Annotated in this window: 21 protein-coding genes and 1 pseudogene; 6 read left to right on the top strand and 16 right to left on the bottom strand. The window is 67.3% G+C overall.

The annotated features are described in order from the left end of the window. Window positions 1-469: 469 nt before the first annotated feature. Genes DIE16_RS30215 through phnS form a run of 7 tightly spaced genes read right to left on the bottom strand, consistent with a single transcriptional unit; the run spans window position 470 to window position 7761 of the window. Window positions 470-1021, bottom strand: coding sequence for a phosphonate degradation HD-domain oxygenase (locus DIE16_RS30215; RefSeq protein ID WP_124894004.1), 552 nt, complete (start codon window positions 1019-1021; stop codon window positions 470-472). 4 nt (window positions 1022-1025) lie between these two features. Beyond that, on the bottom strand, window positions 1026-2480 hold the full coding sequence (gene phnY / locus DIE16_RS30220; RefSeq protein WP_124894005.1) for a phosphonoacetaldehyde dehydrogenase: 1455 nt from the start codon (window positions 2478-2480) through the stop codon (window positions 1026-1028). Continuing rightward, window positions 2477-3787, bottom strand: a complete 1311-nt coding sequence (gene phnA / locus DIE16_RS30225; RefSeq protein WP_124894006.1) for a phosphonoacetate hydrolase — start codon at window positions 3785-3787, stop codon at window positions 2477-2479. The genes phnY and phnA overlap by 4 nt, the downstream gene beginning before the upstream one ends. Then, window positions 3784-4644: a 2-aminoethylphosphonate ABC transport system, membrane component PhnV gene (gene phnV / locus DIE16_RS30230; RefSeq protein ID WP_044845723.1), complete on the bottom strand. Its 861-nt coding sequence runs from the start codon at window positions 4642-4644 to the stop codon at window positions 3784-3786. Before phnV ends, phnA begins: the two co-directional genes overlap by 4 nt. Further along, window positions 4634-5554, bottom strand: coding sequence for a 2-aminoethylphosphonate ABC transporter permease subunit (locus DIE16_RS30235; RefSeq protein WP_124489363.1), 921 nt, complete (start codon window positions 5552-5554; stop codon window positions 4634-4636). Before DIE16_RS30235 ends, phnV begins: the two co-directional genes overlap by 11 nt. Continuing rightward, window positions 5532-6635, bottom strand: coding sequence for a 2-aminoethylphosphonate ABC transport system ATP-binding subunit PhnT (gene phnT / locus DIE16_RS30240; protein WP_044845725.1), 1104 nt, complete (start codon window positions 6633-6635; stop codon window positions 5532-5534). Before phnT ends, DIE16_RS30235 begins: the two co-directional genes overlap by 23 nt. A gap of 34 nt (window positions 6636-6669) precedes the next feature. Then, the gene (gene phnS / locus DIE16_RS30245; protein WP_044845726.1) at window positions 6670-7761 is read right to left on the bottom strand and encodes a 2-aminoethylphosphonate ABC transporter substrate-binding protein; all 1092 of its coding nucleotides are present in this window, start codon (window positions 7759-7761) and stop codon (window positions 6670-6672) included. A gap of 255 nt (window positions 7762-8016) precedes the next feature. Between phnS and DIE16_RS30255 the strand changes: the two are divergent. Continuing rightward, window positions 8017-9076, top strand: a pseudogene (locus DIE16_RS30255) (2-aminoethylphosphonate--pyruvate transaminase). Between the two features lie 102 nt (window positions 9077-9178). Here DIE16_RS30255 and DIE16_RS30260 read toward each other — a convergent pair. From DIE16_RS30260 to aroQ, 3 genes are read right to left on the bottom strand one after another with little or no spacing between them, the layout of a single operon-like run. Continuing rightward, the gene (locus DIE16_RS30260; RefSeq protein ID WP_124894007.1) at window positions 9179-10519 is read right to left on the bottom strand and encodes an MFS transporter; all 1341 of its coding nucleotides are present in this window, start codon (window positions 10517-10519) and stop codon (window positions 9179-9181) included. A 41-nt stretch (window positions 10520-10560) separates the two neighbouring features. Next, window positions 10561-11415 carry a shikimate dehydrogenase gene (locus tag DIE16_RS30265; RefSeq protein WP_124894008.1) on the bottom strand — a complete coding sequence of 285 codons (855 nt, stop codon included), beginning with the start codon at window positions 11413-11415 and terminating at the stop codon, window positions 10561-10563. Then, a complete protein-coding gene (gene aroQ, locus DIE16_RS30270) occupies window positions 11412-11867 on the bottom strand; it encodes a type II 3-dehydroquinate dehydratase (protein WP_044845730.1) in 456 nt (151 codons plus the stop codon). The genes DIE16_RS30265 and aroQ overlap by 4 nt, the downstream gene beginning before the upstream one ends. 257 nt (window positions 11868-12124) lie before the next feature. On the opposite strand from aroQ, the gene DIE16_RS30275 reads away from it, so the two are divergent. Continuing rightward, on the top strand, window positions 12125-14017 hold the full coding sequence (locus DIE16_RS30275; protein ID WP_044845731.1) for a bifunctional sugar phosphate isomerase/epimerase/4-hydroxyphenylpyruvate dioxygenase family protein: 1893 nt from the start codon (window positions 12125-12127) through the stop codon (window positions 14015-14017). 284 nt (window positions 14018-14301) lie between these two features. Then, complete coding sequence (locus DIE16_RS30280) at window positions 14302-14565, top strand: hypothetical protein (RefSeq protein ID WP_059528378.1); 264 nt, start codon at window positions 14302-14304, stop codon at window positions 14563-14565. 62 nt (window positions 14566-14627) lie between these two features. Here the strand turns inward: DIE16_RS30280 and DIE16_RS30285 are convergent, their stop codons facing one another. Further along, on the bottom strand, window positions 14628-15422 hold the full coding sequence (locus DIE16_RS30285; RefSeq protein WP_044845733.1) for an AraC family transcriptional regulator: 795 nt from the start codon (window positions 15420-15422) through the stop codon (window positions 14628-14630). Between the two features lie 649 nt (window positions 15423-16071). Here DIE16_RS30285 and DIE16_RS30295 point away from each other — a divergent pair. Next, entirely contained in the window at window positions 16072-17208 is a 1137-nt protein-coding gene (locus tag DIE16_RS30295; protein WP_044845855.1) for a branched-chain amino acid ABC transporter substrate-binding protein, read from the top strand. A 321-nt stretch (window positions 17209-17529) separates the two neighbouring features. Continuing rightward, complete coding sequence (locus DIE16_RS30300) at window positions 17530-18840, top strand: MFS transporter (RefSeq protein WP_044845735.1); 1311 nt, start codon at window positions 17530-17532, stop codon at window positions 18838-18840. Between the two features lie 126 nt (window positions 18841-18966). On the opposite strand, the gene DIE16_RS30305 is transcribed toward DIE16_RS30300, so the two are convergent. From DIE16_RS30305 to garD, 4 genes are all read right to left on the bottom strand, one after another. After that, complete coding sequence (locus DIE16_RS30305) at window positions 18967-19404, bottom strand: DoxX family protein (protein ID WP_044845736.1); 438 nt, start codon at window positions 19402-19404, stop codon at window positions 18967-18969. A 225-nt stretch (window positions 19405-19629) separates the two neighbouring features. Beyond that, complete coding sequence (locus DIE16_RS30310; RefSeq protein ID WP_124524219.1) at window positions 19630-20085, bottom strand: RbsD/FucU family protein; 456 nt, start codon at window positions 20083-20085, stop codon at window positions 19630-19632. 79 nt (window positions 20086-20164) lie between these two features. Beyond that, complete coding sequence (locus tag DIE16_RS30315) at window positions 20165-20557, bottom strand: nuclear transport factor 2 family protein (protein ID WP_124489353.1); 393 nt, start codon at window positions 20555-20557, stop codon at window positions 20165-20167. A 224-nt stretch (window positions 20558-20781) separates the two neighbouring features. After that, window positions 20782-22335, bottom strand: coding sequence for a galactarate dehydratase (garD, locus tag DIE16_RS30320; RefSeq protein ID WP_124489352.1), 1554 nt, complete (start codon window positions 22333-22335; stop codon window positions 20782-20784). Window positions 22336-22568: 233 nt separating this feature from the next. Between garD and kdgD the strand changes: the two genes are divergently transcribed. Continuing rightward, window positions 22569-23483 (top strand): 5-dehydro-4-deoxyglucarate dehydratase, encoded by a 915-nt coding sequence (kdgD, locus tag DIE16_RS30325; RefSeq protein WP_124489351.1) that lies wholly within the window; start codon window positions 22569-22571, stop codon window positions 23481-23483. A 118-nt stretch (window positions 23484-23601) separates the two neighbouring features. Here kdgD and DIE16_RS30330 read toward each other — a convergent pair whose 3' ends face one another. After that, window positions 23602-24156 carry a hypothetical protein gene (locus DIE16_RS30330; RefSeq protein WP_124489350.1) on the bottom strand — a complete coding sequence of 185 codons (555 nt, stop codon included), beginning with the start codon at window positions 24154-24156 and terminating at the stop codon, window positions 23602-23604. Window positions 24157-24170 lie beyond the last annotated feature (14 nt).

Here is a 24170-nt window from a genome sequence, read left to right on the forward strand (position 1 = left end):
TCACTCAAAGCTGACAGGAATATGAATCACTTCATAAACCTGACTTACTTTAGTGTGAGACTCTTGATACTTTCGCTTTTCTGATCCGAAGATCAGCTCGCTGCCATCAAGCGCCCACACTTATCGGCTGTTAATTTTTAAAGAGCATTTCTGCGAGGACCCGGAGGTTTTCTCAGCAGCGCTGCGTTTTCAGCAGCAGAGAAACGAGATTATGAACCGTCTTTTTCAGTTCGTCAACAACTTTTTAACTACTTCGTTGCGACGGCTGGGGTTCAACTTCCTGCACCGTCGAGGCCGCTACGACCCGCCCGACAGCACCGCTTCCCTTCTTCTCCCGCGCTGCGTTTCCGTTAGCGCGAAAGAGGCGTGATTCTAAGCACCTGCCGGCAATCGCGCAAGGGGTTTCGTGAAAAATATAAGGCCCCGCACGCTGCCGCGTGCGGGGCCTTATATGGATGCAGCCGAATCGTCAGCTCACGCGTACCTGGCGCGCCACGATCTCCATATAGTGATCGAGATCCGGCGTCGCCTTGCCCTCTTCCTTGGCCGTATCGTCCCAGCGGCGCAGGCGCAGCGCGTCTTCCGCGAACGGGCGCTGCAGGAATGCCGCCGTCTCCGCTTCACTGAAGATCCCGCCCTGCAGCGCGAGGCTGCGCACCGAATCCGGCGACAGGCTCTCGAAGTAGCCGGCGTCCGTGCGGCACAGGCAACGCTTCGCGTCGACGTGCAGCCGGATCGGCTCCAGAACCGCGTCCGAAAACAGCGGCCGCAGGAACGGCAGCACGTAATACTGATGCAGGTCGTCGATCCCGCGCGCGCTCGGCGTCTCGCCCTGCCGATTCAGCAAATGCCCGAGGTCATGCAGGAACGCCGCCGCGACCAGCGCCTCGTCGGCGCCCGCCTCCTCCGCCAGCAAGCCGCTCTGCAACGCATGCTCCAGCTGCGTGACCGGTTCGCCGCTGTACGCGACACGGCCGTGCTCGCGATACAGTCCGTCGATCTCTTCCACCGTCAATGCCATCCGCTCACTCCCAAGGCAGCGAAAACGTCTTCAGGTTCGTGAAGCTCTTCATCGCTTCCTGAACACCTTCCTTATAGCCGAGCCCCGAATCCTTGATCCCGCCGAACGGCGACAGCTCGATCCGGTATCCGGGCACCTCCCAGACATTCACCGTCCCGACGTTCAGCTCGTTCACGAACCGCACGACCGCGGCCGTACTGTCCGTACAGATACCCGACGACAGCCCGAACGCCGTGCCGTTGCTGATCCGGATCGCGTCGTCGATCGTGTCGAACGCGATGACGGGTGAAACGGGGCCGAAGGTCTCCTCGCGCACGAGCGTCATCGACGGATCGACGTTGTCGAGCACGGTCGGCGAATAGAGCGCACCGCGCCGCACGTTGCCGGTCAGCAGGCGCGCCCCCTGCGCGACCGCCTCGCCGACCCGGGCCTCGAACAGCCGCGCCGCGACGTCGTCGATCACCGTGCCCATTTCGTTTGCGGGATCGAACGGATCGCCGTACTTCCAGGCGCGCGTCTTCTCGACGAGCAGCTCGGTAAACGCCGGCGCGACCGAGCGCTGTACCAGGATCCGCTTGACGGCCGTGCAGCGCTGCCCCGAATTCCGGTACGAACCGAGCACGGCCAGGGATGCCGCACGTTCCAGATCGGCATCGTCGAGGACGATCAGCGGATCGTTGCCGCCCAGTTCCAGCACGATGCGCCGGTAGCCGGCCCGCGCGGCGATCGCCTTGCCGATCGACACGCCGCCCGTAAAGGTAATCAGCGATGCATGCGGATGCGTGACGAGTTCGTCCGCGATTTCGCGCGGGTCGCCGGTCAGCACCTGCAGCATCGGCTCCGGCAAACCGGCTTCATACAGCAGGTCCGCCAGATAAAACGCCGACAGCGGTACCTTCTCCGACGGCTTCACGATCACGCGGTTGTTGGTCGCGATCGCCGGCGCGATCTTGTGCGCGACCTGGTTCATCGGGTGATTGAACGGCGTGATCGCGACGATCACGCCGTCGAGCGGCTGGCGCTGCGAGAACACGCGGCGCGCCTTGCCGTGGGGCGTCAGGTCGCACGAGAAGCTCTGCGCGTCGTCGCGCAGCGCTTCGACCGACGCAAACTTCAGCACGTCGGCAACGCGACCGATCTCGTAGCGCGAATCCTGTTTCGACAATCCCGACTCGAGCGTGATCAGGTCGGACGCCTCCTCGGCACGCTCGCGCAGCAGCGCGGCCGCGCGCTCGAGGATCTGCGAACGCTCGTAGCGCGTGAGCGCGGGCCGGTATGCCATCGCGTAGTCGAACGCGGCGCGCACATCGTCGACGCTCGCCAGCGGCGCCGTACCGACGCGCGTGCCGGTGTACGGATCGGCGACGTCGAGCACACGGTCGCGCGTCGCGCGCGTGCCGCACCAGCGCAGCGCCTCGGCGCGGAACGCGGGGTGATCCTGTCGGGGGTGAGCCATCATGTCGCGACCCGATTCAGCACGAAATCGAAGACGTCGAAGTTGCGCGGACGACGTGCAGGGTCGTCCCGCTCGATCCGACGGTTGAACAGCAACGGCACCTCCTGCTCGGACACGCCGCCGTGCGAACGCAGCGGCACGGTCAGGCCGGACAGGTCGTGTTCGCGCTCGCGCGTGCCGAGCGTCATGTCGCGCCGACCGATCACGACGAGATCCCCGATCCGGTCGGCCGGCAGTTCGAAGCGCGCGGCCGCTTCCGCGTTGTCGAGTACGAGCTCGACGCCGTCGAGCCCGCCGACGCGCCACATCGCTTCGACCCGGTCGACGCCGGGCGCCAGGTAGACGGTTGCGAACGAGCCGAGCGCGCCGTGGTGCACGACGTACGGATCGGTGATCGGCAAGATCACGCGTGCGGCCCGCACACCGAACCAGCCGTCGAACGCGTCCTGAAGATAGATCACGTTCGGGCGGCCCGTGGCCGGATCGTGCTTCGCGTTCATCCCGTGGTCGGCCGTGAGCCCGATCGCCCAGCCGAGCGCGTCGAGCTGCGCGAGATAGCCGTCCATCATTGCGTAGAACGCGTTCGCGCCGGCACTGCCCGGCTCGCACTTGTGCTGCACGTAGTCGGTGGTCGACAGGTACATCAGGTCGACCTGGCGCGTCTGCGCGAGCCGCACGCCGGCCGCGAACACGAATTCGGACAATGCCGCGCTGTACACGTCCGGCGACGGCAGGCCGACCCAGTCAAGCACGTCGACGATCCCGTTTTCCGCGAGATTCGCCTGCGCGGCCTTCTCGGCGGAAAAACAGATGCCGTTCATCTGCCAGCCGAGCAGCCGGCGCAGCTTGTCCTTCGCCGTGACGACGGCCACCCGCGCGCCGGCGTCGGACGCCGCCGCGAGCAGCGTGCCGGCCCGCAGGTAGGCCGGGTCGTTCATCATCACTTCGGCGCCGCGACCGCCGTCGGCGGCCGGATCCCAGAAGTAGTTGCCGCAGATTCCGTGGACCGACGGCGGCACGCCGCAGACGATCGACAGGTTGTTCGGGTTGGTGAAGGTCGGCACGACGCAGTCGGCGCGCCACGCGGTGCCTTGCGCGATCATCCGGCCGATGAACGGCGCGACGCCCGCTTCCACCGCACGCTCGAGATAGTCGTACTCGCAGCCGTCGACGCAGATGACGACGGTCGGTTCGACCGGTAGCCGGTAGCGTCGGCCGTTGACGTCGACGGAACGTCCCGCGAGATCCGCCGAACCCTTGCCCGCGGCCGATTGCTCGCCGGGCTGTCGCAATGCGAACGCGGCGTTCATGATGCCGCCCGCTTGCCGCGCGGCACGCGCGCGGCGATCAGCAGCAGCGCCGCGAGCGACGCGCCGAGCATCAGCAGCGACAGCGCCGAGGCGGGCAGGTAATAGCCGCGCTCAACCTGGCCGATCACGACGATCGGCACGGTCGCGAAACCCGGCGGGTAGACGGTCAGCGTCGCGCCGAGTTCGCCGAGCGACAGCGCGAAGCCGAGCGCGAGGCTCGCGCGCAGCGCCGGCACCAGCTGCGGCAGCAGCACGCGGCGCAGCACCATCGCGGGCGGCGCACCGAGGCTCGCCGCCGCTTCGCGCAGCACGGTCAGCTCCGGGCGCAGCGCGGCGGCCGCGCAGCGATAGCAGAACGGCAGGATCAGCGCGAGCTGCACGAGCACGACGATCGCCGCGGAGCTCGACAGGTCGAGCGGCTTCTGGTGATACGCGATCAGCACCGCGAGCCCGAGCACGACGCTCGGCACACCGTTCGGCACCATCACGAGCGCGTCGACGACCGCGCCGAGACCGCGCCGGTCGCGCCCCTCGAGTGCAAGCGCAAGCCACAGCCCGAGGATCGTGCCGATCGCCGACACGCCGAAGCCGATTTCGAGGCTCGTCAGCAGCGCGTCGTATTCCGGCGACCCGAGCCGCTCGAACCAGCGCAGGCTGTAGCCGGCCGGCAGGATCGTGCCCGACCACTGCGTCGACACGCTCGACAGCGCGACGACGATGACCGGCAGCACGAACAGCCAGAAGCAGGCGAACGCGGCCAGCGCGAGCGCGGCGCGCGACGCATGCTTGAGCAGCGTGTCGCTCCAGCCGATCCGATGACGCGGCACGGCTTGCCCGATATGGAATTCAGCGGACATCGTTCCCTCCCGTCGCACGCCGGTTCACCCGGCGATAAACCGTATAGAGCGCCAGCGACAGCGCGAGCATCACGACCGCGCCGGCCGACGCGGTCGGCAGGTCGAGATCGACGGTCGCGCTGCTGTAGATCGCGACCGGCAGGGTCACGAGCCGCGCGCTGCCGAGCACGAGCAGGATCCCGAACTCGTTCAGCGTCAGCAGGAAACACAGCACCGTGCCGGCGGCGATGCCCGGCCACGCGATCGGCAGCACGACGCGGCGCGCGAGCATCCAGCCGGACGCGCCAAGGCTGCGCGCCGCTTCGATCAGGCGCAGGTCGAGCGTCGCGAACGACGCGAGCGTCGGCCGCACGACGAACGGCGTATAGAACACGGTCTGCGCGAGGATCACGCCGCCGATGCCGAACAGGAAGTCGAGCGGCGGGTTCTCGAGATGGAACAGGTGCTGCAGCGCGATGCTGATCGAGCCTTGCGAGCCGTACAGGAAGATCAAGGTGAACGCGACGAGGAACGACGGGAACGCGACGTACAGTTCCAGGAAGCGCGTGACGAGCGACGCGCCCGGGAACGGCTTGAAGAACAGCAGCGCGGCCAGCAGCACGCCGAGCACCGATGCGGTGCCGGCGCTCGCGAACAGCACGCCGACCGTCGTCAGCAGCACGTTGCGCGTATCGGGGTTGCCGAAGAAGGTCCGGTATGCGGCGAAGCTCAGCCCGTGATCGCCGGACACGCTCAGCAGCACGAGCCGCACCAGCGGATAGACGACGAGCGGGCCGAGCACGACGATCGCGAGCGCGGCGAGGTGCAGGTCGCCCATGCGCTTGCGGCGCCGCGCGGCGGCGGCATGCGCGGCGGCCGACGCGAGCACGTGCGGCGGCAGGCCGGCTTCAGGGCTCGATAAGGACGACATCGTCTGCCTCGCAATGCAGGGACACGCGCGCACCGCGCTCGGGAGCCGCGCCGCGGCCGCGTTGCATCGTCACGCGCACGGGTTCGTCGGGCGCCGCGTCGATCATGACCGCGATCGACAGGTCCGCGCCCTGCCATTCGACCGACGACACCGTGCCGTGCAGGCCGCCCGCCGCGAGCGGCATCACGGTCAGCCGCTCGGGGCGCACGCACGCGACCTTGCCGCGCACGTCGTGACGCGGGTCGCCGAGCGGGAAGATCACGTGCGGCGGCAGCAGGTTGGCCGGGCCGAGATAGCGCGCGACGTAGCCGTCCCGCGGCGCGTCGTACAGCTGCTGCGGCGTGCCGAGCTGCGCGATGCGGCCGTCGCGCATCAGCAGCGCGCGGTCGGACAGCACGAGCGCGTCGTCGCGGTCGTGCGTCACGCAGACGACGGTCAGGTTCGGCAGGCGCTCGTGCAGCGCCTTCAGTTCGCTGCGCACCGATGCGCGCAGATTGGCGTCGAGCGCCGACAGCGGCTCGTCGAGCAGCAGCACGTCCGGCTCGATCACGAGCGCGCGCGCCAGCGCGACGCGCTGCTGCATCCCGCCGGACAGTTGCGCGGGCAGATGGTGGCCCGCGTCGCCGAGTTGCACGAGCTTCAGCGCGTCGGCGACGCGGCGCGTCACTTCCGGCGACGCCATGCCGCGTGCGCGCAGCCCGAATGCGACGTTCTCGAACACCGACAGGTGCGGGAACAGCGCGTAATTCTGGAACAGCAGACCGAGGTTGCGCTTGTGCGGCGGCGCATGGGTCAGGTCGCGTCCGGCCACGGTCAGCGTGCCGGTCAGGCCGTCGGCCTTCACGAACCCGGCGATGAAGCGCAGCAGCGTGGTCTTGCCGCAGCCGCTCTTGCCGAGCACGGTCAAAAATTCACCGGCGCCGATCGACAGCGACAGATCTTCCAGCACCGTGCGTGCGCCGTAGCGCACGCTGAGGTGCTCGATCTGCACGCCGCCCGGCGCGCCGGACCGCAGCGTTGCTTGCGGTTCGGCGGCGCCGAAAGCGCCGGGATGGGTCAGGGTGGTTTCCACCGGGTTCATCCTCTTGCTCACTAATACAGGCAGCTTGCGCCGATCACTTCGGCTTGACGACGTCGAGCTGCTTGCCCGAGCTGCCGATCACGTCCTTCTTCCAGCGCTCGATCCACACCGGCTTCTTCGCCATCACCTGGGTCCAGTCGACCGGGATCAGCTTCACGCCCGCGATCGCCTTCTTGACCGCCTCGCCGTTCTTGCCGGCCAGCGGCACGTCCGTGCGGCCCGGGATGCCGTACATGTCCGGCACCTTCGACTGCACGTCGGTCGACATCAGGTAGTCGATCAGCTTCTTGCCGGCGTCCTGATTCGGGCCGCTCTTGATCAGGCCGATGCCGTACGGCAGCTGGAACGTGGTCGGCTGGTCGCCGTCCTTCGCGGCCAGGAAGATCGGCTTGACGGACAGCGCGCCGTGCTCGGCGTCGTCGAGGTCCATCTGCAGGTCGCCGTTCGCGACGCTGATCTCGTTACGCGACAGCAGCACATTCAGGTAGCCGGTGCCCTTCGTGTGGAACTTCACGCTCTGCGACAGCTTCGCGAGATAGTCGAACGCCTTGTCCTCGCCCATCAGCGACGTCGTCAGGATCAGCACGGCCATCCCGTCGCCGGCGGTGGCCGGGTTCGAGTACGCGACCTTGCCCGCGTAGGCCGGCGACAGCAGGTCGGCGAACGTCTTCGGCTGGTTCTTCACGACGTCCGGGTTGATCGCGAACGAGAAGTAGTTGTTCACGAACGTCGCCCAGGTGCCGTCTTCCGCCTTCGCGATCGCCGGCACGTTCTTGTAGTTCACGCTCTGGTACGGCTGCAACAGGCCCATCTGGCCGGCTTGCTGGATGAACGGCGGCAGCGTGACGATCACGTCCGCCTTCGGCGAATTCTTTTCGATGTTCGCGCGGTTGACGACCTCGCCGCTGCCCGCCGTCACGATGTTGACCTTGACGCCTTCCTTCTTCTCGAACGCCGGCAGCACATCGCGATAGAGGTTCTCGAGACCGTCCGCCGTATACAGCACGACCGCGTTCGCCGCGTGCGCGGGCATCGCGGCGCCTTGCAGCAGACCGGCGGCGCAGGCGGCCAGCGCGAGCTTGCGGAACGCGCCGGCAGCGGCGCGCGAGGAATTCTGCAGTGTCATCTCACTTCTCCGTAGGCGGAACACCAAACGGCCGGGGCACGATCCGGCTCCTTTCAGTCGGACAGACCGACAACCGGCCCGTCTCGCTGCCGCGCTGCAGGTGGTCTCGCGCGGCAACCGAAGGATCACAGCGTTCGATGACAACGCCGTGACGTGTGCCACAATTTCCAAAAAATGACACATTTTGCCAATATCATGCAAGTCATTCAGAAATGCCGCCCTGGCGTTTCATCCGACCTTTGCTGGAGAAAAATCATGTCGGACCCGATTCTGCTCACGCCGGGGCTCGTGGGACGCCGCTTTCAATCAACTGACGGCGAGCGTCTGCGCGGATCTCGTCGCGATCGCGCGCGGCGGCGACGCATACGTGTGCGTGCCGATGCAAGGCAGCGGCACGTTTTCGGTCGAAGCCGCGCTCGGCACGCTGGTGCCGCGCGACGGCGTCGTGCTGGTGCCGGACAACGGCGCGTATTGCGCGCGCATCCTGAAGATCCTCGGCCGGCTCGGCATCGAGTCGATCGCGCTGCCGTTCGGCGAGAACGCGGCGGTCGACCCCGGCGCGGTCGAAGCCGCGTTCGCGCGCGAGCCGCGCATCACGCACGTCGCGCTGGTGCACCTGGAAACAAGTGCCGGCATCCTGAATCCGCTTGACGCGATCGCGGCCGTGTGCCGGCGGCACGGCAAGCGGCTGATCGTCGATGCGATGAGTTCGTTCGGCGCGCTGCCGATCACGCTGGCGGACAGCGGGATCGACGCGCTGATCTCGGCGAGCGGCAAATGCCTGGAAGGCGTGCCGGGGATGGGGTTCGCGATCGTGCGGCGCGCTGCGCTCGACGCGTGCGAAGGCAACTCGCGGTCGCTCGCGCTCGACCTCCACGATCAGTACGCGTACCTGTGCAAGACGGGCCAGTGGCGCTTCACGCCGCCGACCCACGTGATCGCCGCGCTACGCGCCGCGCTCGACCAATACCTGGCCGAAGACGGCCAGCCCGCGCGCGGTGCGCGCTATGCGGAAAACTGCCGGACGCTGGTCGAATCGATGCGCGCGCTCGGCTTCACGCCGTTCCTCGACGCCAGCGTGCAGGCGCCGGTGATCGTCACGTTCCATGCGCCCGACCATCCGGCCTACGACTTCCGCCGCTTCTACGATGCGGTGCGCGGCGCGGGCTTCATCCTGTATCCGGGCAAGCTGACGCAACTCGAGACGTTCCGCGTCGGCTGCATCGGCGCGATCGATGCCGGCGACATCCGGCGGGCGGTCGCGGCGATCGCACAGGCGGTCGAATCGCTCGGGATCACGATGCGGCACGCGTGAGCGCGGCGGCCTGAACCGCTTCGCAGTCGCGAGCGGATACAAAAAAGCCCGGCGACCCACAGGTCGCCGGGCGAACGCACCGAGAGTGCGTGGAGCCGGTGCTTACAGTTCGATCCGCTTGATGTCGCCGACGACGAAGATGTACGACAGCGCACCGATCAACGCGATCACGCCGATGAACACCAGCGCACCGACGAACGAGCCGGTCGACGCGACGATGAAGCCGACGACGAGCGGCGTAATGATGCCGGCCAGGTTCGCCGCGAAGTTGAAGATGCCGCCGGTCACGCCGAGCAGGCCGTCCGGCGCGATGTCGGACACGAGCGTCCAGCCGAGCGCGGCCATCCCCTGCGCGAAGAACGCGACCGACATGATCGCGATCACGGCTTCGTTGCTTTGCACGTAGTTCGCGAGAATGATCGTCGACGCGAGCAGCAGGCCGGCGATGATCGGCAGCTTGCGTGCGAGGTTCGCGGACTTGCCGCGGCGCAGCAACCAGTCGGAGAAGATCCCGCCGAACATCACGCCGACCGACGCGGCGATGAACGGCATGATCGCGAAGAAGCCGATCTTCAGCCAGCCCATGTGGCGCTCGGTCGCGAGATAGGTCGGGAACCAGGTCAGGAAGAACACGAGCGTCGAGTTGCCGGCGAACTGGCCGAGGCAGATCCCCGCGAGCTGGCGCTTCTTCAGCAGCTGGCCGGCCATCGCCCAGCTGAACTTGGCCTGGGCGGGCTTGCCGCCCTTGCCGCCGTCCTTGCGCGCGCCGTGCACGAGACCGCCGCCCGCTTCGATGTACGCGAGTTCTTCCGAATTCGCGGCCGGATGGTTGCGCGGCTCGTGATAGAACTTCCACCAGACCAGGCCGAACACGATGCCGACCCCACCGACGACCCAGAACAGCGAACGCCAGCCGAACGCACCCATCAGCGCGAACAGCACGGGGCTGAAGAACGCGAGACCGATGTACTCGCCGACGGTGTAGGTGCCGGTCGCCATCGCACGTTCATTCTGCGGGAACCACGTCGCGACGACGCGGCTGTTGGTCGGGAAACACGGCGCTTCCGTCACGCCGAGGCCGAGCCGGCATGCGAGCAGCGTCCCGACGCCGGGCACGAAGCCCTGCAGGAGCGTGCACAGCGACCACAACGTCATCGACCAGTAATAGGTGATCTTGCTGCCGAAGCGGTCGAGGAACAGGCCGCCGGGCACCTGCATCGCGACGTACGTCCACGAGAACGCGGAGAACATGATGCCCATCACGGCCGCGTTGATGCCGAGCTCCTTGGTGAGCTGCGGCGCAGCCACCCCCAGCACGGTACGGTCGAGATAGTTGATCATCGTGCCGATCGCGAGCAGCGCGAGGATCTTGTAGCGCGCCGAGGTCCGCCGGACCGTACCGGCCGCCGCGGGCGCGGCGTTCGTGTGGGTGGTGTGCTGCATGGTTGTCTCCTGGTCTATTTTTCAGCTGGTCGCTAGAAGGGTCAGCGTGCGACGAGCGACTGAAAGTGTTCGAACATCCGTTCGTCGTCCGGCGTTCGTCCGGTGAAGATCTCGAACGCATCGACGGCCTGGTACACGGCCATCCCGCCGCCCGGCAGCGTCGCGCAGCCGGCCGCGCGCGCGGCGCGGATCAGCTCGGTTTCGAGCGGGAAATACACGATGTCGGCGACCCACATGCCCGCGCGGAGCAGCTCGGCCGGCAGCGGCAGGCCCGGATGCTTGGCCATGCCGGTCGGCGTGCAATGGATCAGGCCGGTCGCGGCCTGCATCGCGGCCGCGAGATCGCTGCCCGGCGTGACCCGGGCGGCCGGGAAGCGCTGCTGCAGTTCACCCGCGAGCGCGATGGCGCGCGTGCCGTCGACGTCGAAGATCGTCAGTTCGGCGGCACCCATCTGCAGCGCCGCATGCGCGACGGCCGCACCCGCGCCGCCCGCGCCGAGCTGCACGACACGTTCGAGCGACGCGTCGGGCAGCCCGCGGCGGAACGACTTCGCGAAACCCGACCAGTCGGTGTTGTGGCCGATCCGCTTGCCGTCCTTGAACAGCACGGTGTTGACCGCGCCGAGTGCGCGCGCGTCGTCCGACAGTGCGTCGAGGTGCTCGATCACGCGCTGCTTGCAAGGATGCGTGATGTTGAGCCCGTTGTAGCCCATCCGCTGCGCGGCATCGAGCAGTTCCGGCAGCGCGTCGGCGGTCACGCCGAGCACGTCCAGATCGATGCGCCGGTACACGTAGCCGAATCCCTGGCGGAAGCCTTCTTCCTCGTGCATCGCGGGCGACAGCGAACCGCCGATGCCCTGGCCGATCAGGCCGATCAGAAAAGACGGGCGGCTCATCGTGCGGCTCCTTGGGCAAAAATGGTCGACAGGCGCTGCAGCGCGAATACGTAGCCTTCGGTGCCGCAGCCGCAGATCACGGCTTCGGCCACCGCCGACACATAAGAGTGGTGACGGAATGCCTCGCGGCGATGCACGTTCGAGATATGCACCTCGATCACGGGTTTCGCGATCGCGGACAGTGCGTCGGCCAGCGCGACCGACGTGTGCGTGTAGGCGGCCGGGTTGATCACGATGCCGTGCGTGTCGTGACGCGCGGCATGCAGCCAGTCGATCAGCTGGTGCTCGGCGTTCGACTGGCGGAAATCGATCTCCAGCCCGAGCCCGTCGGCCGCCGTGCGGCAACGCTGCTCGAGGTCGGCGAGGGTTTCCGCGCCGTAGATGTGGGGCTCGCGGGTCCCCAGCAGATTCAGGTTCGGGCCGTTCAGCACCAGCACCTTGTGCTTGCTCATGGTGTTTCTGCTCCTAAAACAGGGGCGAATCGCTAGTCGACTTCGCCCTCTGACGTCAAGATTTGGCGCTAGTGTGCGCTTGCGCAAGCGCAATGTCTTTTCGGGTTTTCGCTTATTTGTACCATCTAGTTAGTTTGTATAATTTCACTCACTCCCCTAGTAAATTCGGGATATGGCGCTCACCGGTAATTCAACGACTGGTTCATTCCGGCCCGATCCGGCCGACGCCACACCCCGCTCATCCGCAGGATTCGCCCATGCAGCGCTCGATCGCCACCGTGTCACTGTCCGGCACGCTCGCCGAGAAGCTCGCCGCCATCCAGGCCGCCGGCTTCGACGGTGTCGAAATCTTCGAGAACGACCTCGTCTACTTCGACGGATCGCCCGCCGACGTGCGGCGCATGGCCGCCGATCTCGGCCTCGACATCGTGCTGTTCCAGCCGTTTCGCGACTTCGAGGGCGTGAGCCCGGCCCAGCTCGCCCGCAATCTCGACCGCATCCGCCGCAAGTTCGACGTGATGCACGCGCTCGGCACCGACCGCATCCTGGTGTGCAGCAGCGTGTCGCCCGACACGATCGCGGACGACGCGCTGCTGGTCGACCAGCTCGGCGCGCTCGCCGAAGCCGCGCGGCAGGCGGGCGTGGTCGCCGCGTACGAGGCGCTCGCGTGGGGCCGCGTCGTGAACCGGTACGGCCATGCGTGGCAGCTCGTGAACGCGGTGAACAGCCCGCACCTCGGCCTCGCGCTCGACAGCTTCCATACGCTGTCGCTCGACGATTCGCCGGACGCGATCGCCGACATCCCGGGCGACCGGATCGCGTTCGTGCAGATCGCCGATGCGCCGAAGCTCGCGATGGACGTGCTCGAATGGAGCCGTCACTACCGCTCGTTCCCCGGCCAGGGCGACTTCGACCTCGCGCGCTTCACCGCCCGCGTGATCGAGTCCGGTTACAAGGGGCCGCTGTCGCTCGAGATCTTCAACGACGGCTTCCGCGCCGCGCCGACCGCGATCACGGCCGCCGACGGCCACCGCTCGCTGCTCTATCTGGAAGAACTGACGCGCGCGCGACTCGCGCAGGACGGCCGCGCGCCGGCCGCCGACCAGCCGCTGTTCGCGCCGCCGGCACCGCCCGCGCACGTCGGGTTCCAGTTCATCGAATTCGCGGTCGACGCGCAGGCGGCTGCTACCGTCGGCGAATGGCTCGGCCGGATGCGGTTCCGGCTCGCAGGCCGTCATCGGTCGAAGGACGTGACGCTGTTCCAGCACGGTGCCGCGTCGATCGTGCTGAACGCCGAGCGCGACTCGTTCGCCGACGCGTTCTTCCAGCAGCACGGGTTGTCGCTGTGTGCGTCGGCGTTCCGCGTCGACGATGCGAAAGTGGCATTCGAGCGCGCGGCCGGCTTCGGCTACGCGCCGTTTTCCGGGCGCGTCGGCCCGAACGAGCGCGTGCTGCCGGGCGTGCAGGCGCCGGACGGCAGCCTCGAATACTTCGTCGACGAGACGCCGAACGCACCGACGCTGTATGAATCGGATTTCGTGCTGACCGACATCGACGGCCCGAGCGAGGTCGGCCCGCTGACGGGCATCGACCACGTCTGCCTCGCGCTGCCGGCCGACGCGCTCGACACGTGGATCCTGTTCTTCAAGACCGCCTTCGGCTTCGAGGCCGAGCGCAGCTGGCTCGTGCCCGATCCGTACGGCCTGATGCGCAGCCGCGCGGTGCGCAGCACGGACGGTTCGGTGCGCATCGCGCTGAATGCGTCGGTCGACCGTCATACGGCCGTCGCCGAATCGCTCGACCGCTATCACGGCACAGGGCTGAACCACGTCGCGTTCCGGACCGACGACATCGTGAAGACGGTCGCCGCGTTCGCGGCCGACGGCGTGCCGTTCCTGCGGATCCCGCCGAATTACTACGACGATCTGGCCGCGCGCTATGCGTTGCCGGACGAGCTGATCGACACGCTGAGCGCCCACCACCTGCTGTACGACCGCGACGAAAACGGCGGTGAATTCCTGCACGCGTATACCGAGCTGGTCGATAACCGCTTCTCGCTCGAAATCGTCGAGCGGCGCGGCGGCTACGACGGCTACGGCGCGGCCAACGCGGCTGTGCGGCTCGCCGCGCAGGCCCAGCGCAGGAAATAAGGGAGCAGGCAACTTCGTCCAGGGGTCGAATCGAATGAGAAAAACACGACGACCCTGCGACGCGCGCCGCGCGACCGCACCATCGTGGTGAATCCCGCCGCGGCGCCCGCCTGGCACGGCCGGCCGCCGGCGGCCGGAAACGGCCGCCCGGCGGGCGTTACATCCGGTAACGCACACCGCACCGCAACATCCGCGCGACCCCGGCGGTTTTAAGAATCGCTTAAGTCTCCGACGGCACCATCCGCAACCAGTACCCGACGGATATCCCGAAAAGGAGGACAGCGATGAGCGCCGTAGATGCACCCGCGGGCCGCCCGGCCGCCCCCCCAGTGAAAAAGACGATGCTGCGCCGTTTGCTCAGCCATCATGAAATCGCGACGCTGCTCGTGCTGCTGCACGCACCGATCGGCGCGAACGCCAAACCCGAATTGCCCGCGCTGCAGGAAGCCGGCCTCGTCGAGATGATCAAGCTCGATGCCGACACGGCGCCGAGCTTCCGGCTGACCGAAGACGGCACGGCCGTCCTGAAAGGGCTCGGCTACCGCTGAGCCGCCGCACGCCGAATCCCGTCTCGCCCCTTCAGATCCGCCGGCCCGGCCGGCGCGTCACTTCACCCTGCCCGGTCCTGCAGCATCAGCCGGTATTCCGTCGGCGTCACGCCGACCGTCGCCTTGAACTGGCGCGTGAACGCGCTGTGATCCGTATACCCGCATAGCGCCGCGACGTCGGTCACCTTGTCGTGCGTGACCAGCAGCGCCGTGGCCGCATCGAGCCGCGTCTTCAGAAGCACCTGGCGCGGCGTCAGGTGAAACACCTTGTGGAAGTAGCGCTCCAGCTGCGCGACCGACATCCCCGCCATCTGCGCGAGCTGCTTCAGGTTCAGCGGCTGCACGTAGTGATCCTGGATGTGCTGCACCACGTCGGCGAGCTTGCTGTAGGCCGGATGCGAGCCCTCGTGCGCCTTCAGGTCGCGCGAGATGCCCGCGAGGCCGACCACCTTGCCGGCCGCGTCGCGCAGCGGCTCCTTGCAGGTCAGGCACCAGCCCGGCTGGCGGCCCGGATACAGATGCAGCTCGAGCTGGTCCATCAGCTGCTGGCCCGCGGTGATCGTCGCCATGTCCTGCTCGAAATAGGTCTTGCCGAAGCGGCGCGGAAACACTTCGTCGGTCGTCTTGCCGAGCAGGTCGCGCTTGTCCTTGTAGCCGCAGCGCATCGCCAGCGTGCGGTTGACGAGCGCATAGCGCCCGTTCGCGTCCTTCACGAAGAACGCGACGTCGGGCAGCGCATCGAACACCGGCTCGAGCAGGCGGAAGTGCGCGAGCATCGCGCCGAGATCGGCGTTGTCGGGCTGGTAGCGCAACGTATCGGACAGGCTCATGGGCGGTGCGGCAAGCAAGGTCGTCATCCCGGCATCTGCGAAGGGGGTGGCTGATGGCGTCGATTATAGGAGCGCCGTCTCGAACGCGTCGTGGCGATCGGGCGGCCCGGCGAATGGCGGCAAGCGCAACCCGCCGTCGCTCGGCACCGATCGGGCGATTCGCATGGGCCGGCAAGCACGTCATGCGCCGTGCGGTTGTGCGCGCAACCACTGCGCCGCACGCACGTCCGGCGGGCACGATTTCGCATCGGCACGTTGCCCGGCGTCGCGCACGGCCGGCGCTGCCGACGCTATCGGCTCACCCCGCCGGCGCCGAGACTACGCGCGCCCGAACCCGCCATCCTAAAAATGCCGGCGTGTCGCGTCTTGGCGCGTTTGCGCACTCGTCATGACGATTTCAGCATATATCAGGGTTATCGACGATATGCCGAAATCGTCGCCGCCCGCGCTCCGAACGCGCAAGACGCGCGCATTTTCGCTACCTAGACTTCGATCAACGGTTACGAGACGACATCCCGCCGCCGCCGCGCACGCCGATTCCGGCACAACCCGCGCAGCGCATGGCACACCCCGCACGGCTTTCCGAAACGCCTGCAACCCGATACGTCTCGCCCGGTTTACCGCGCCGGCCGGCTGGCCGGCGGCGGCCCAACCATGCCATCAAGGGGAAGTGAAAGTGAAGCTGAAGGTATCGCACGTCGCGCTGGCTGCTGCCTGCGCACTGTCGGGCGCACACGCCATCGCCGCCGACGTCGTCAAGATCGGTTTCGCCGCACCGCTGACGGGGCCGCAGTCGAACTACGGCTCGGACATGCAGAAGGGCGTGCAACTCGCGATCGCCGATTTCAACGCGACGAATCCGACGATCGGCGGCAAGCCGGTCACGTTCCAGCTCGACTCGCAGGACGACCAGGCCGACCCGCGCACCGGCACGACGGTCGCGCAGCGGCTGATCGACGACAACGTCCGCGGGGTCATCGGCCACTTCAACTCGGGCACGAGCATTCCGGCGTCCGACCTGTACGATCGCGCGGGGCTGCCGCAGATCTCGATGGCGACGTCGCCGCAATACACGGCGCGCGGCTACAAGACGACCTACCGGCTGCTGACGAGCGATGCACAGGCCGGCCGCATCGTCGGCACGTATGCGGTGAAGACGCTGCACTTCAAGCGCATCGCGATCATCGACGACCGCACGGCCTACGGCCAGGGCATCGCCGACGAATTCGCGAAGGCCGTGCAAGCCGCGGGCGGCACGATCGTCAAGCGCGACTTCACGAACGACAAGGCGCTCGACTTCTCCGCGATCCTGACCAACCTGAAGGGCATCAACCCGGACGCGATCTTCTACGGCGGCGGCGATGCGCAGTCGTCGCCGATGATCCGCAAGATGCGCCAGCTCGGGATGAAGTCCGCCTTCGTGACCGGCGAGATGTCGCGCTCGCCGACGTTCCTGAAGGTCGGCGGCGACGCGGCCGAAGGCGCGATCGTCTACATGGGCGGGCTGCCGAAAGAAAAGATGCCGGGCTTCGCCGGCTACGCATCGCGCTACAAGGCACGCTTCAACGAAGACGTGATCACCTATTCGCCCTACTCGTACGACGGCACGATCGCGCTGCTCACCGCGATGAAGGACGCGAACTCGACCGACCCGAAGGTCTATACGCCGTATCTCGGCAAGGTGTCGATCAAGGGCGTGTCGGCCCCGAGCATCGCGTACGACGCGAAGGGCGACCTGAAGGATGCGCCGGTGACGATCTACAAGGTCGAGCACGGCGCGTTCAAGCCGGTCGACACGATCGCCGGCAACTGATCGCGCAGACCCTGTCACACGCGGCGCGGCAAGCGGTTCTCCCGCCTGCCGCGCCGCGTGCGTTTCGGGCTCGACGAAGTTCGAAGCATGCCTCGGCGCGGCCCCGCGCGCGCGCATTTCGCGCTCCTGTAGAATCCCCCCACCCGCTTTGACGCTTCGTCTGCGTCGTGCCCCATCCCGGTGCGACGGTGCGTGTCACATGCCCCATCCGGCACTCGACGCACGCTCGACGACGCAGGCCGCGCCTTGCCAGTCCATGCCGATAGCGGGTTCTGGAGACGCAGCACCGACAACTACATTCGAAAACCGATCGTCCTGACCATGCAAGCTTCCGAATTGAGCGGCGTGCCTCGCGCCGCCGAACGCGCGCTCACGCGCAGCGACTACAAGACCCTTGGCCTTGCCGCACTCGGCGGCGCCCTCGAGTTCTACGACTTCATCATCTTCGTGTTCTTCGCACCCGCGATCGGGCAGCTGTTCTTCCCGCACGACATTCCCGACTGGCTGCGCCAGTTGCAGACGTTCGGCATCTTCGCGGCCGGCTATCTCGCGCGCCCGCTCGGCGGCGTGATCATGGCGCACTTCGGCGACCTGTTCGGCCGCAAGCGGATGTTTACGCTGAGCGTGCTGATGATGTCGGTGCCGACGCTGCTGATGGGCCTGCTGCCGACCTACGACTCGATCGGCATCCTCGCGCCGGTGTTGCTGCTGCTGTTCCGCGTGCTGCAGGGCGCGGCGGTCGGCGGCGAAGTGCCGGGCGCATGGGTGTTCGTGTCGGAACACGTGCCGTCGCGCCACATCGGCTATGCGTGCGGCACGCTGACCGCGGGCCTCACGGCCGGCATCCTGCTCGGCTCGCTGGTCGCCGCGGGCATCAACAGCCGTTACTCGGGCGCCGAAGTCACCGCATTCGCGTGGCGCATTCCGTTCCTGCTCGGCGGCGTGTTCGGCCTGTTCTCCGTGTACCTGCGCCGCTGGCTGCACGAGACGCCGGTGTTCGCCGAGATGAAGGCGAAGAAGGCGCTCGCGGCCGAGATTCCGCTGAAGGCCGTGCTGCGCGACCACGGCCGCGCGGTGATCGTGTCGATGCTGCTCACGTGGATGCTGTCCGCGGCGATCGTCGTCGTGATCCTGATGACACCCGCGCTGCTGCAGAAGCAGTTTCACCTGACGCCCGCGACCACGCTGTTCGCGAACAGCGTCGCGACGCTGTGCCTTACCGCCGGCTGCATCACCGCCGGCTCGCTCGCGGGCTGGATCGGCGCGAAGCGCGTGCTCGGCATCGGCGGCCTCGTGCTGGCCGCGTGCTACTACCTGCTGTTCGCGCAGGTCGCGGCCGACGCGTCGACGCTGCCGCTGTACTACGGGATCGCCGGCTTCATGGTCGGCACGATCGGCGCGGTGCCGTTCGTGATGGTCAAGAGCTTCCCGCCCGTCGTGCGCTTCTCGGGCATCTCGTTCTCGTACAACGTCGCGTATGCGATCTTCGGCGGCCTCACGCCGGTGATCGTGTCGCTGATGATGAAGTCGAATCCGCTCGCGCCGGTCGTGTACGTCGCGGCGATCTGCGTGCTCGGCGCGATCGCCGTGCAGTTCTCGAAGGATGCGAAGGACCCGAAGGACACGCGCTGAACGTCGGCGCGCACGCGCCCGCTGGATGAACAAAGGGCCGAATCCCGCGGCGTGCGGGATTCGGCCCTTTTGTTTGGGCTTCAGCGCGGCGACGTGCGCGCGTCGCGCCGTTCAACCGGGTTCAATTCAGCGCAGCGCGCCGTACGACGAACTCGGCCGGCGCAGCGCGTCGATGCTTGCGCCGCCGGCGCCGGTCACGAACAGCAGCAGGAAACCGCCGGCGATCGCGACGTTCTTCCAGAAGTGGATCACCATGTCGTGCTGGACCGCGGCGTCCGTCGCGTCCCAGAAATTGTGTCCGACCATCGCGGTCGCGATCGTATAGAACGCCATCAGCAACGCGAGCGGCTTCACCTTGTAGCCGACGATCAGCAGCAGCCCGCCGAGCGCTTCGATCGTGACGACGACCGGCCCCGTCACCTGCGGATAGGGCACGTTCAGCCCGTGCAGATAGCCGATGAAATCGCTGTAGCCGAGCAGCTTCATCACGCCGCCCCACAAGAACAACGCCGCCAGCGCCAGGCGCGCGAAAAAAATGACGCCGGAATCGACGGAACGCGTCATGCCTCTCTCCTCGTATGCAATTCGGCCGTCCGCACGAGGCGTGCCCGTGCGGTTCGGGGTCGCGCGGCCCTGCCGGGCCGGCGGCAAATGGGCCAGCATAGAGGGTCTTTCCGCGGTGTCCAAGAAAAAGGTTGTAGCAAATCTTTACACTGCGGCGGTCATTCAAGCGCGGCGGCACCGCGAAACACGGTGTTCGGCCCTGGCGGATAGATAACGGAACAGGCCCTAACCGGCGTCGCTCAACAGCACGCCTTTCTTGAAGATGAAACAGCCGTAGCCGCGCGACTCGCCGGTGACGATCACCGCATACGCCTGCTGGGCGCGCTCGTAGAACGCGAAACGGTCGACGCCCGTGAGCGGCACCGCGCGCCCTTCCGCACGATCGATCTCGGCCTGCACTTCGCGCTGCACGGGCGGCACCGCGGCCGGATCGCCGACGACTTCCATCCGCCAAGCGGGTGTGTCGACGAACGTGTCGAGCGGCAGCACCGATAGCACCGCGCGCGCGACGCGCGCCGAGTCGGCGCCGTCGATGCGCAGCGCGCGGCCGACCACCGTGTGCTCGGCGACGGATTCCGCCGGAAAATTCGCATCGCAGATCACCACTTCATCGCCGTGGCCCATCGCGCGCAGCGCGTGCAGGATGTCGGCGTGCAACAGCGGATCGAGATTCTTCAACATGTGGGAAAGGCTCCGGGATCGGGAACGAATTGCATAACGTTACCCGATCCCGGCCGCCGCCGGGCATGCGTCGCTCGCATCACGACGCCGCGGCCGGCATTTCGTCGATGAAACCCGTGACCGACTTCAGGCGGCCCGACGCATCGACGGTGCCGAAGTCCGAACCTTTCACGACCGCCGCGCCGTCGGGCGACACGAGCGCCCACGAGAAGCGCAGGTGCTGGCCGAACCCGTCGACGTCGGTCGTGCGGCGAAAGCGATACGCGGGGAAACGCTCCTGCACCGCGGCGATCATCGTCTCGATGCCCGCATGGCCGTCGCCGGCCATCAGCGGATCGCGATAGGCCGCGTCGCTCGCGTAGGTCGCATCGATCAGCGCGCGCCGGCGTGCGGCGTCGGGTTCGTTCCAGGCATCGAAATAGCGGTCGATCAGGTCGGCGTGAGCCGACTGGGCGGTTTCGGCGGTGTTCATGGCGAGGCTCCTTGTGTCGATGGGGGGACGATGTCGCAAACGTTTCGTGTTCGCGTGCCACCATCGTCGCCGGCCTCGCGTGGGCGGTCGATTACGTGCGAGGTAAGGAATTCGTGCCGGCCGCGGAAAATACGCATGCGCCGAACCGCGAACCCGCCGCCACCATCAAAAACGGGCGCCCGAAGGCGCCCGCATCGCATCGTCTGCCGCCGTCGCGGCGCGCGTCAGGTCACCGGCGCCGGATTGAACAGCGTCAGCGCATTCGCGAGCTTCCATTGCTCGGCCCACGTGCGGCGCTTGCCGCTCGCGACGTCGAGCATCAGCCGGAACAGTTCCCAGCCCACGTCCTCGATCGACGCCGCGCCAGTGGCGATCTGCCCCGCGTCGAGATCCATCAGGTCGTGCCAGCGGCGCGCGAGATCGCTGCGCGTCGCGACCTTGATCACCGGCACCTGCGCAAGGCCGTACGGCGTGCCGCGCCCCGTCGTGAAAACGTGCAGGTTCATTCCCGCCGCGAGCTGCAGCGTGCCGCAGATGAAGTCGCTCGCGGGCGTCGCCGCGTACAGCAGCCCCTTCTGCCGCGCCCGGTCGCCGGGGCGCACGACGCCCGCGATCGGCGCGCTGCCCGACTTCACGATCGAGCCCATCGCCTTCTCGACGATGTTCGACAGGCCGCCCTTCTTGTTGCCGGGCGTCGTGTTCGCGCTGCGGTCGACGCGGCCGCGCTGCAGGTAGCGGTCGTACCAGTCCATCTCGCGGATGATCTCGCGGGCGACGTCCTCGTTCGCCGCGCGCGACGTGAGCTGCGCGACGCCGTCGCGCACTTCCGTCACCTCCGAGAACATGATCGTGGCGCCCGCCCGCACGAGCAGGTCGGCCGCGAAACCGACCGCCGGGTTCGCGGTGAGCCCCGAGAACGCGTCGCTGCCGCCGCACTGCACGCCGACGACGAGATCCGACGCCGGGCAGGTTTCGCGACGGCGGCGGTTCAGCCGCTCGAGATGCGATTCGGCCATCTTCATGATCGAGTCGATCATCGAGTTGAAGCCGACGTGCGCGGCGTCCTGCAGGCACACGACGCCGCCGTTTTCCGGCGCGCCGTCGGCCGCCACTGGAATCGAGCCCGGCGGCAGCAGGCGCTCGGGCTGCAGCTTCTCGCAGCCGAGGCTCACCGTCATCACCTCGCCGCCGAAGTTCGGATTCAGGCTGATGTTGCGCAGCGTGCGGATCGGAATGTCGGCATCGGGCGCATCGATCGCGACGCCGCAGCCGTATGTGTGCTCGAGCCCGACCACGTCGTCGACGTTCGGGTAACGCGGCAGCAGTTCGTCCTTGATCCGCTTCACCGCATGCTCGACGACGCCCGACACGCATTGCACGGTCGTCGTGATCGCGAGGATGTTGCGCGTGCCGACCGAGCCGTCGGCATTGCGGAAGCCCTCGAACGTATAGCCTTCGAGCGGCGCCAGCGGCGGCGCGGCACGCGTGGCGAGCGGCAGGTCGTCGAGCCCCGGCGGCTCGGGCATGCGCATCGTGCGCTCGTTGACCCAGCTGCCGCGGCGCAGCTCGACGAGCGCGTAGCCGATCACGACGTTGTAGCGGACGATCGGATCGCCGGCCGCGAGGTCGACCAGCGCGACCTTGTGCCCTTGCGGCACGCCTTCGCGCAGCGTCAGGCCGTCGGCGAACGTCGCGCCCTCGGGCAGGCCGCCGTCGTTGACGACGATCGCGACGTTGTCGTCCGGATGCACGCGGATATAAAGCGGGGAAGCAGTCATCGGAATTCCTGGGAGGCTACCGGTCAAATCGTTAGTCATCATATGACATTCGACACCAAGCCGCGATGCTGCGTAAACCCTTATCCGGAAAGACCCTATCTCTCGCCGGCCGGCAAACCGCTTGCGCCGCGCTTTTCCGCGTTGTACGATGACATACAACGACATCGCCAATATGGCCCGGATGCCGTACCCGACGAACCCATCAGCACTCGCGCTGGACGGACGACCCAACCATGACTTCACCGCAAGAACTCAAACAGATCATCTCCCACGGCCTGCTGTCGTTTCCGCTGACGGATTTCGACGCGGACGGCAGCTTCCGCCCGGCCACCTATGCCGAGCGTCTGGAATGGCTGGCGCCGTATGGCGCGACCGCGCTGTTCGCGGCCGGCGGCACCGGTGAATTCTTCTCGCTCACGCAGCGCGAGTATTCGGACGTGATCCGTGTCGCGACGGAAACCTGCAAGGGCAAGGTACCGATCCTGGCCGGCGCCGGCGGCGCGACGCGCGTCGCGATCGAATACGCGCAGGAAGCCGAGCGCCTCGGCGCGAGCGGCGTGCTGCTGATGCCGCACTACCTGACCGAAGCCAGCCAGGAAGGCATCGCCGAGCACGTCGAGCAGGTGTGCCGCGCGCTGAAGATCGGCGTCGTGGTGTACAACCGCGCGAATTCGAAGCTGAATGCCGACATGCTCGAGCGCCTCGCCGATCGTTGCCCGAACCTGATCGGCTTCAAGGACGGCGTCGGCGAAATCGAGAGCATGGTCACGATCCGCCGCCGCCTCGGCGACCGCTTCGCGTACCTCGGCGGCCTGCCGACGGCCGAAGTCTACGCGGCCGCGTACAAGGCGCTCGGCGTGCCGGTGTACTCGTCGGCCGTGTTCAACTTCATCCCGAAGACGGCGATGGAATTCTACGAAGCGATCGCGAAGGACGACCACGCAACGGTCGGCCGCCTGCTCGACGAGTTCTTCCTGCCGTACCTGAAGATCCGCAACCGTCGCGCGGGCTACGCGGTCAGCATCGTGAAGGCGGGCGCGAAGCTCGTCGGCCACGACGCCGGCCCGGTGCGCGCGCCGCTCGTCGACCTCACCGACGCCGAAATGGCCGAACTCGACGTGCTGATCAAGAAGATGGGGGCGCAGTAAGCGGCAGGCTGACCAACGGCACGCGATCCGGTGCGTGCCGGCCCGCGCGGGACCGGCGGTTCCGCCCGGCGCCTCCCTTTCGACGGCCGCCCCGTGCTTCGCGGGCCGGCCGTTTTCATTACATCTGTGCGATGGTTCCGACGATCCGGTAGCGCAGGCTGCCGAGCCTGAGACGGGTCGCGGCGATATCGGTGCCGGCCGCCGACCGCCGGAAGCGCGTGTTCGGATCGTCGGCGAGAATCTGATCCAGCACGTCGGGATCCACGACCACATCGAAAAACCGGCCGAGCGTGAGCGTCGCATACTGTTTCGCGGTCGCGAGCTGGCTGTTGGCCTGCATCAGCGCCTCGGTGCGCAGGCCCGGATCGCGTTCATCGATGCTGCGGCGATGCTTCAGCGCAAACACCAGCGCCTCCATGTCCAGCCGGAACCGCTTGACGGCCTGGCCGAACCTGAGCGAATGCGGATCGGCGCCGGTGACGGGCCGCCCCTGATTGATCGTCACGTCGAATTCACTGCCGCCCAGGTCGCGCTGCAATTCGAACAGCGCATTGGCCAGCACGCGCCCTTCGCTGGTCTCGCCGATCTGGGTGCGCACCGATTTCGCGACGTCGCCGATCGCTTTCCACAATCCGGCCGCGAACAGGTGGTCGCCACGCTTGCTGATATTCATCGGAGGGCTCCTTG

The organism is Burkholderia sp. Bp9090 (assembly GCF_003857985.1).
In the GTDB taxonomy this organism is placed as follows: Bacteria; Pseudomonadota; Gammaproteobacteria; order Burkholderiales; family Burkholderiaceae; genus Burkholderia.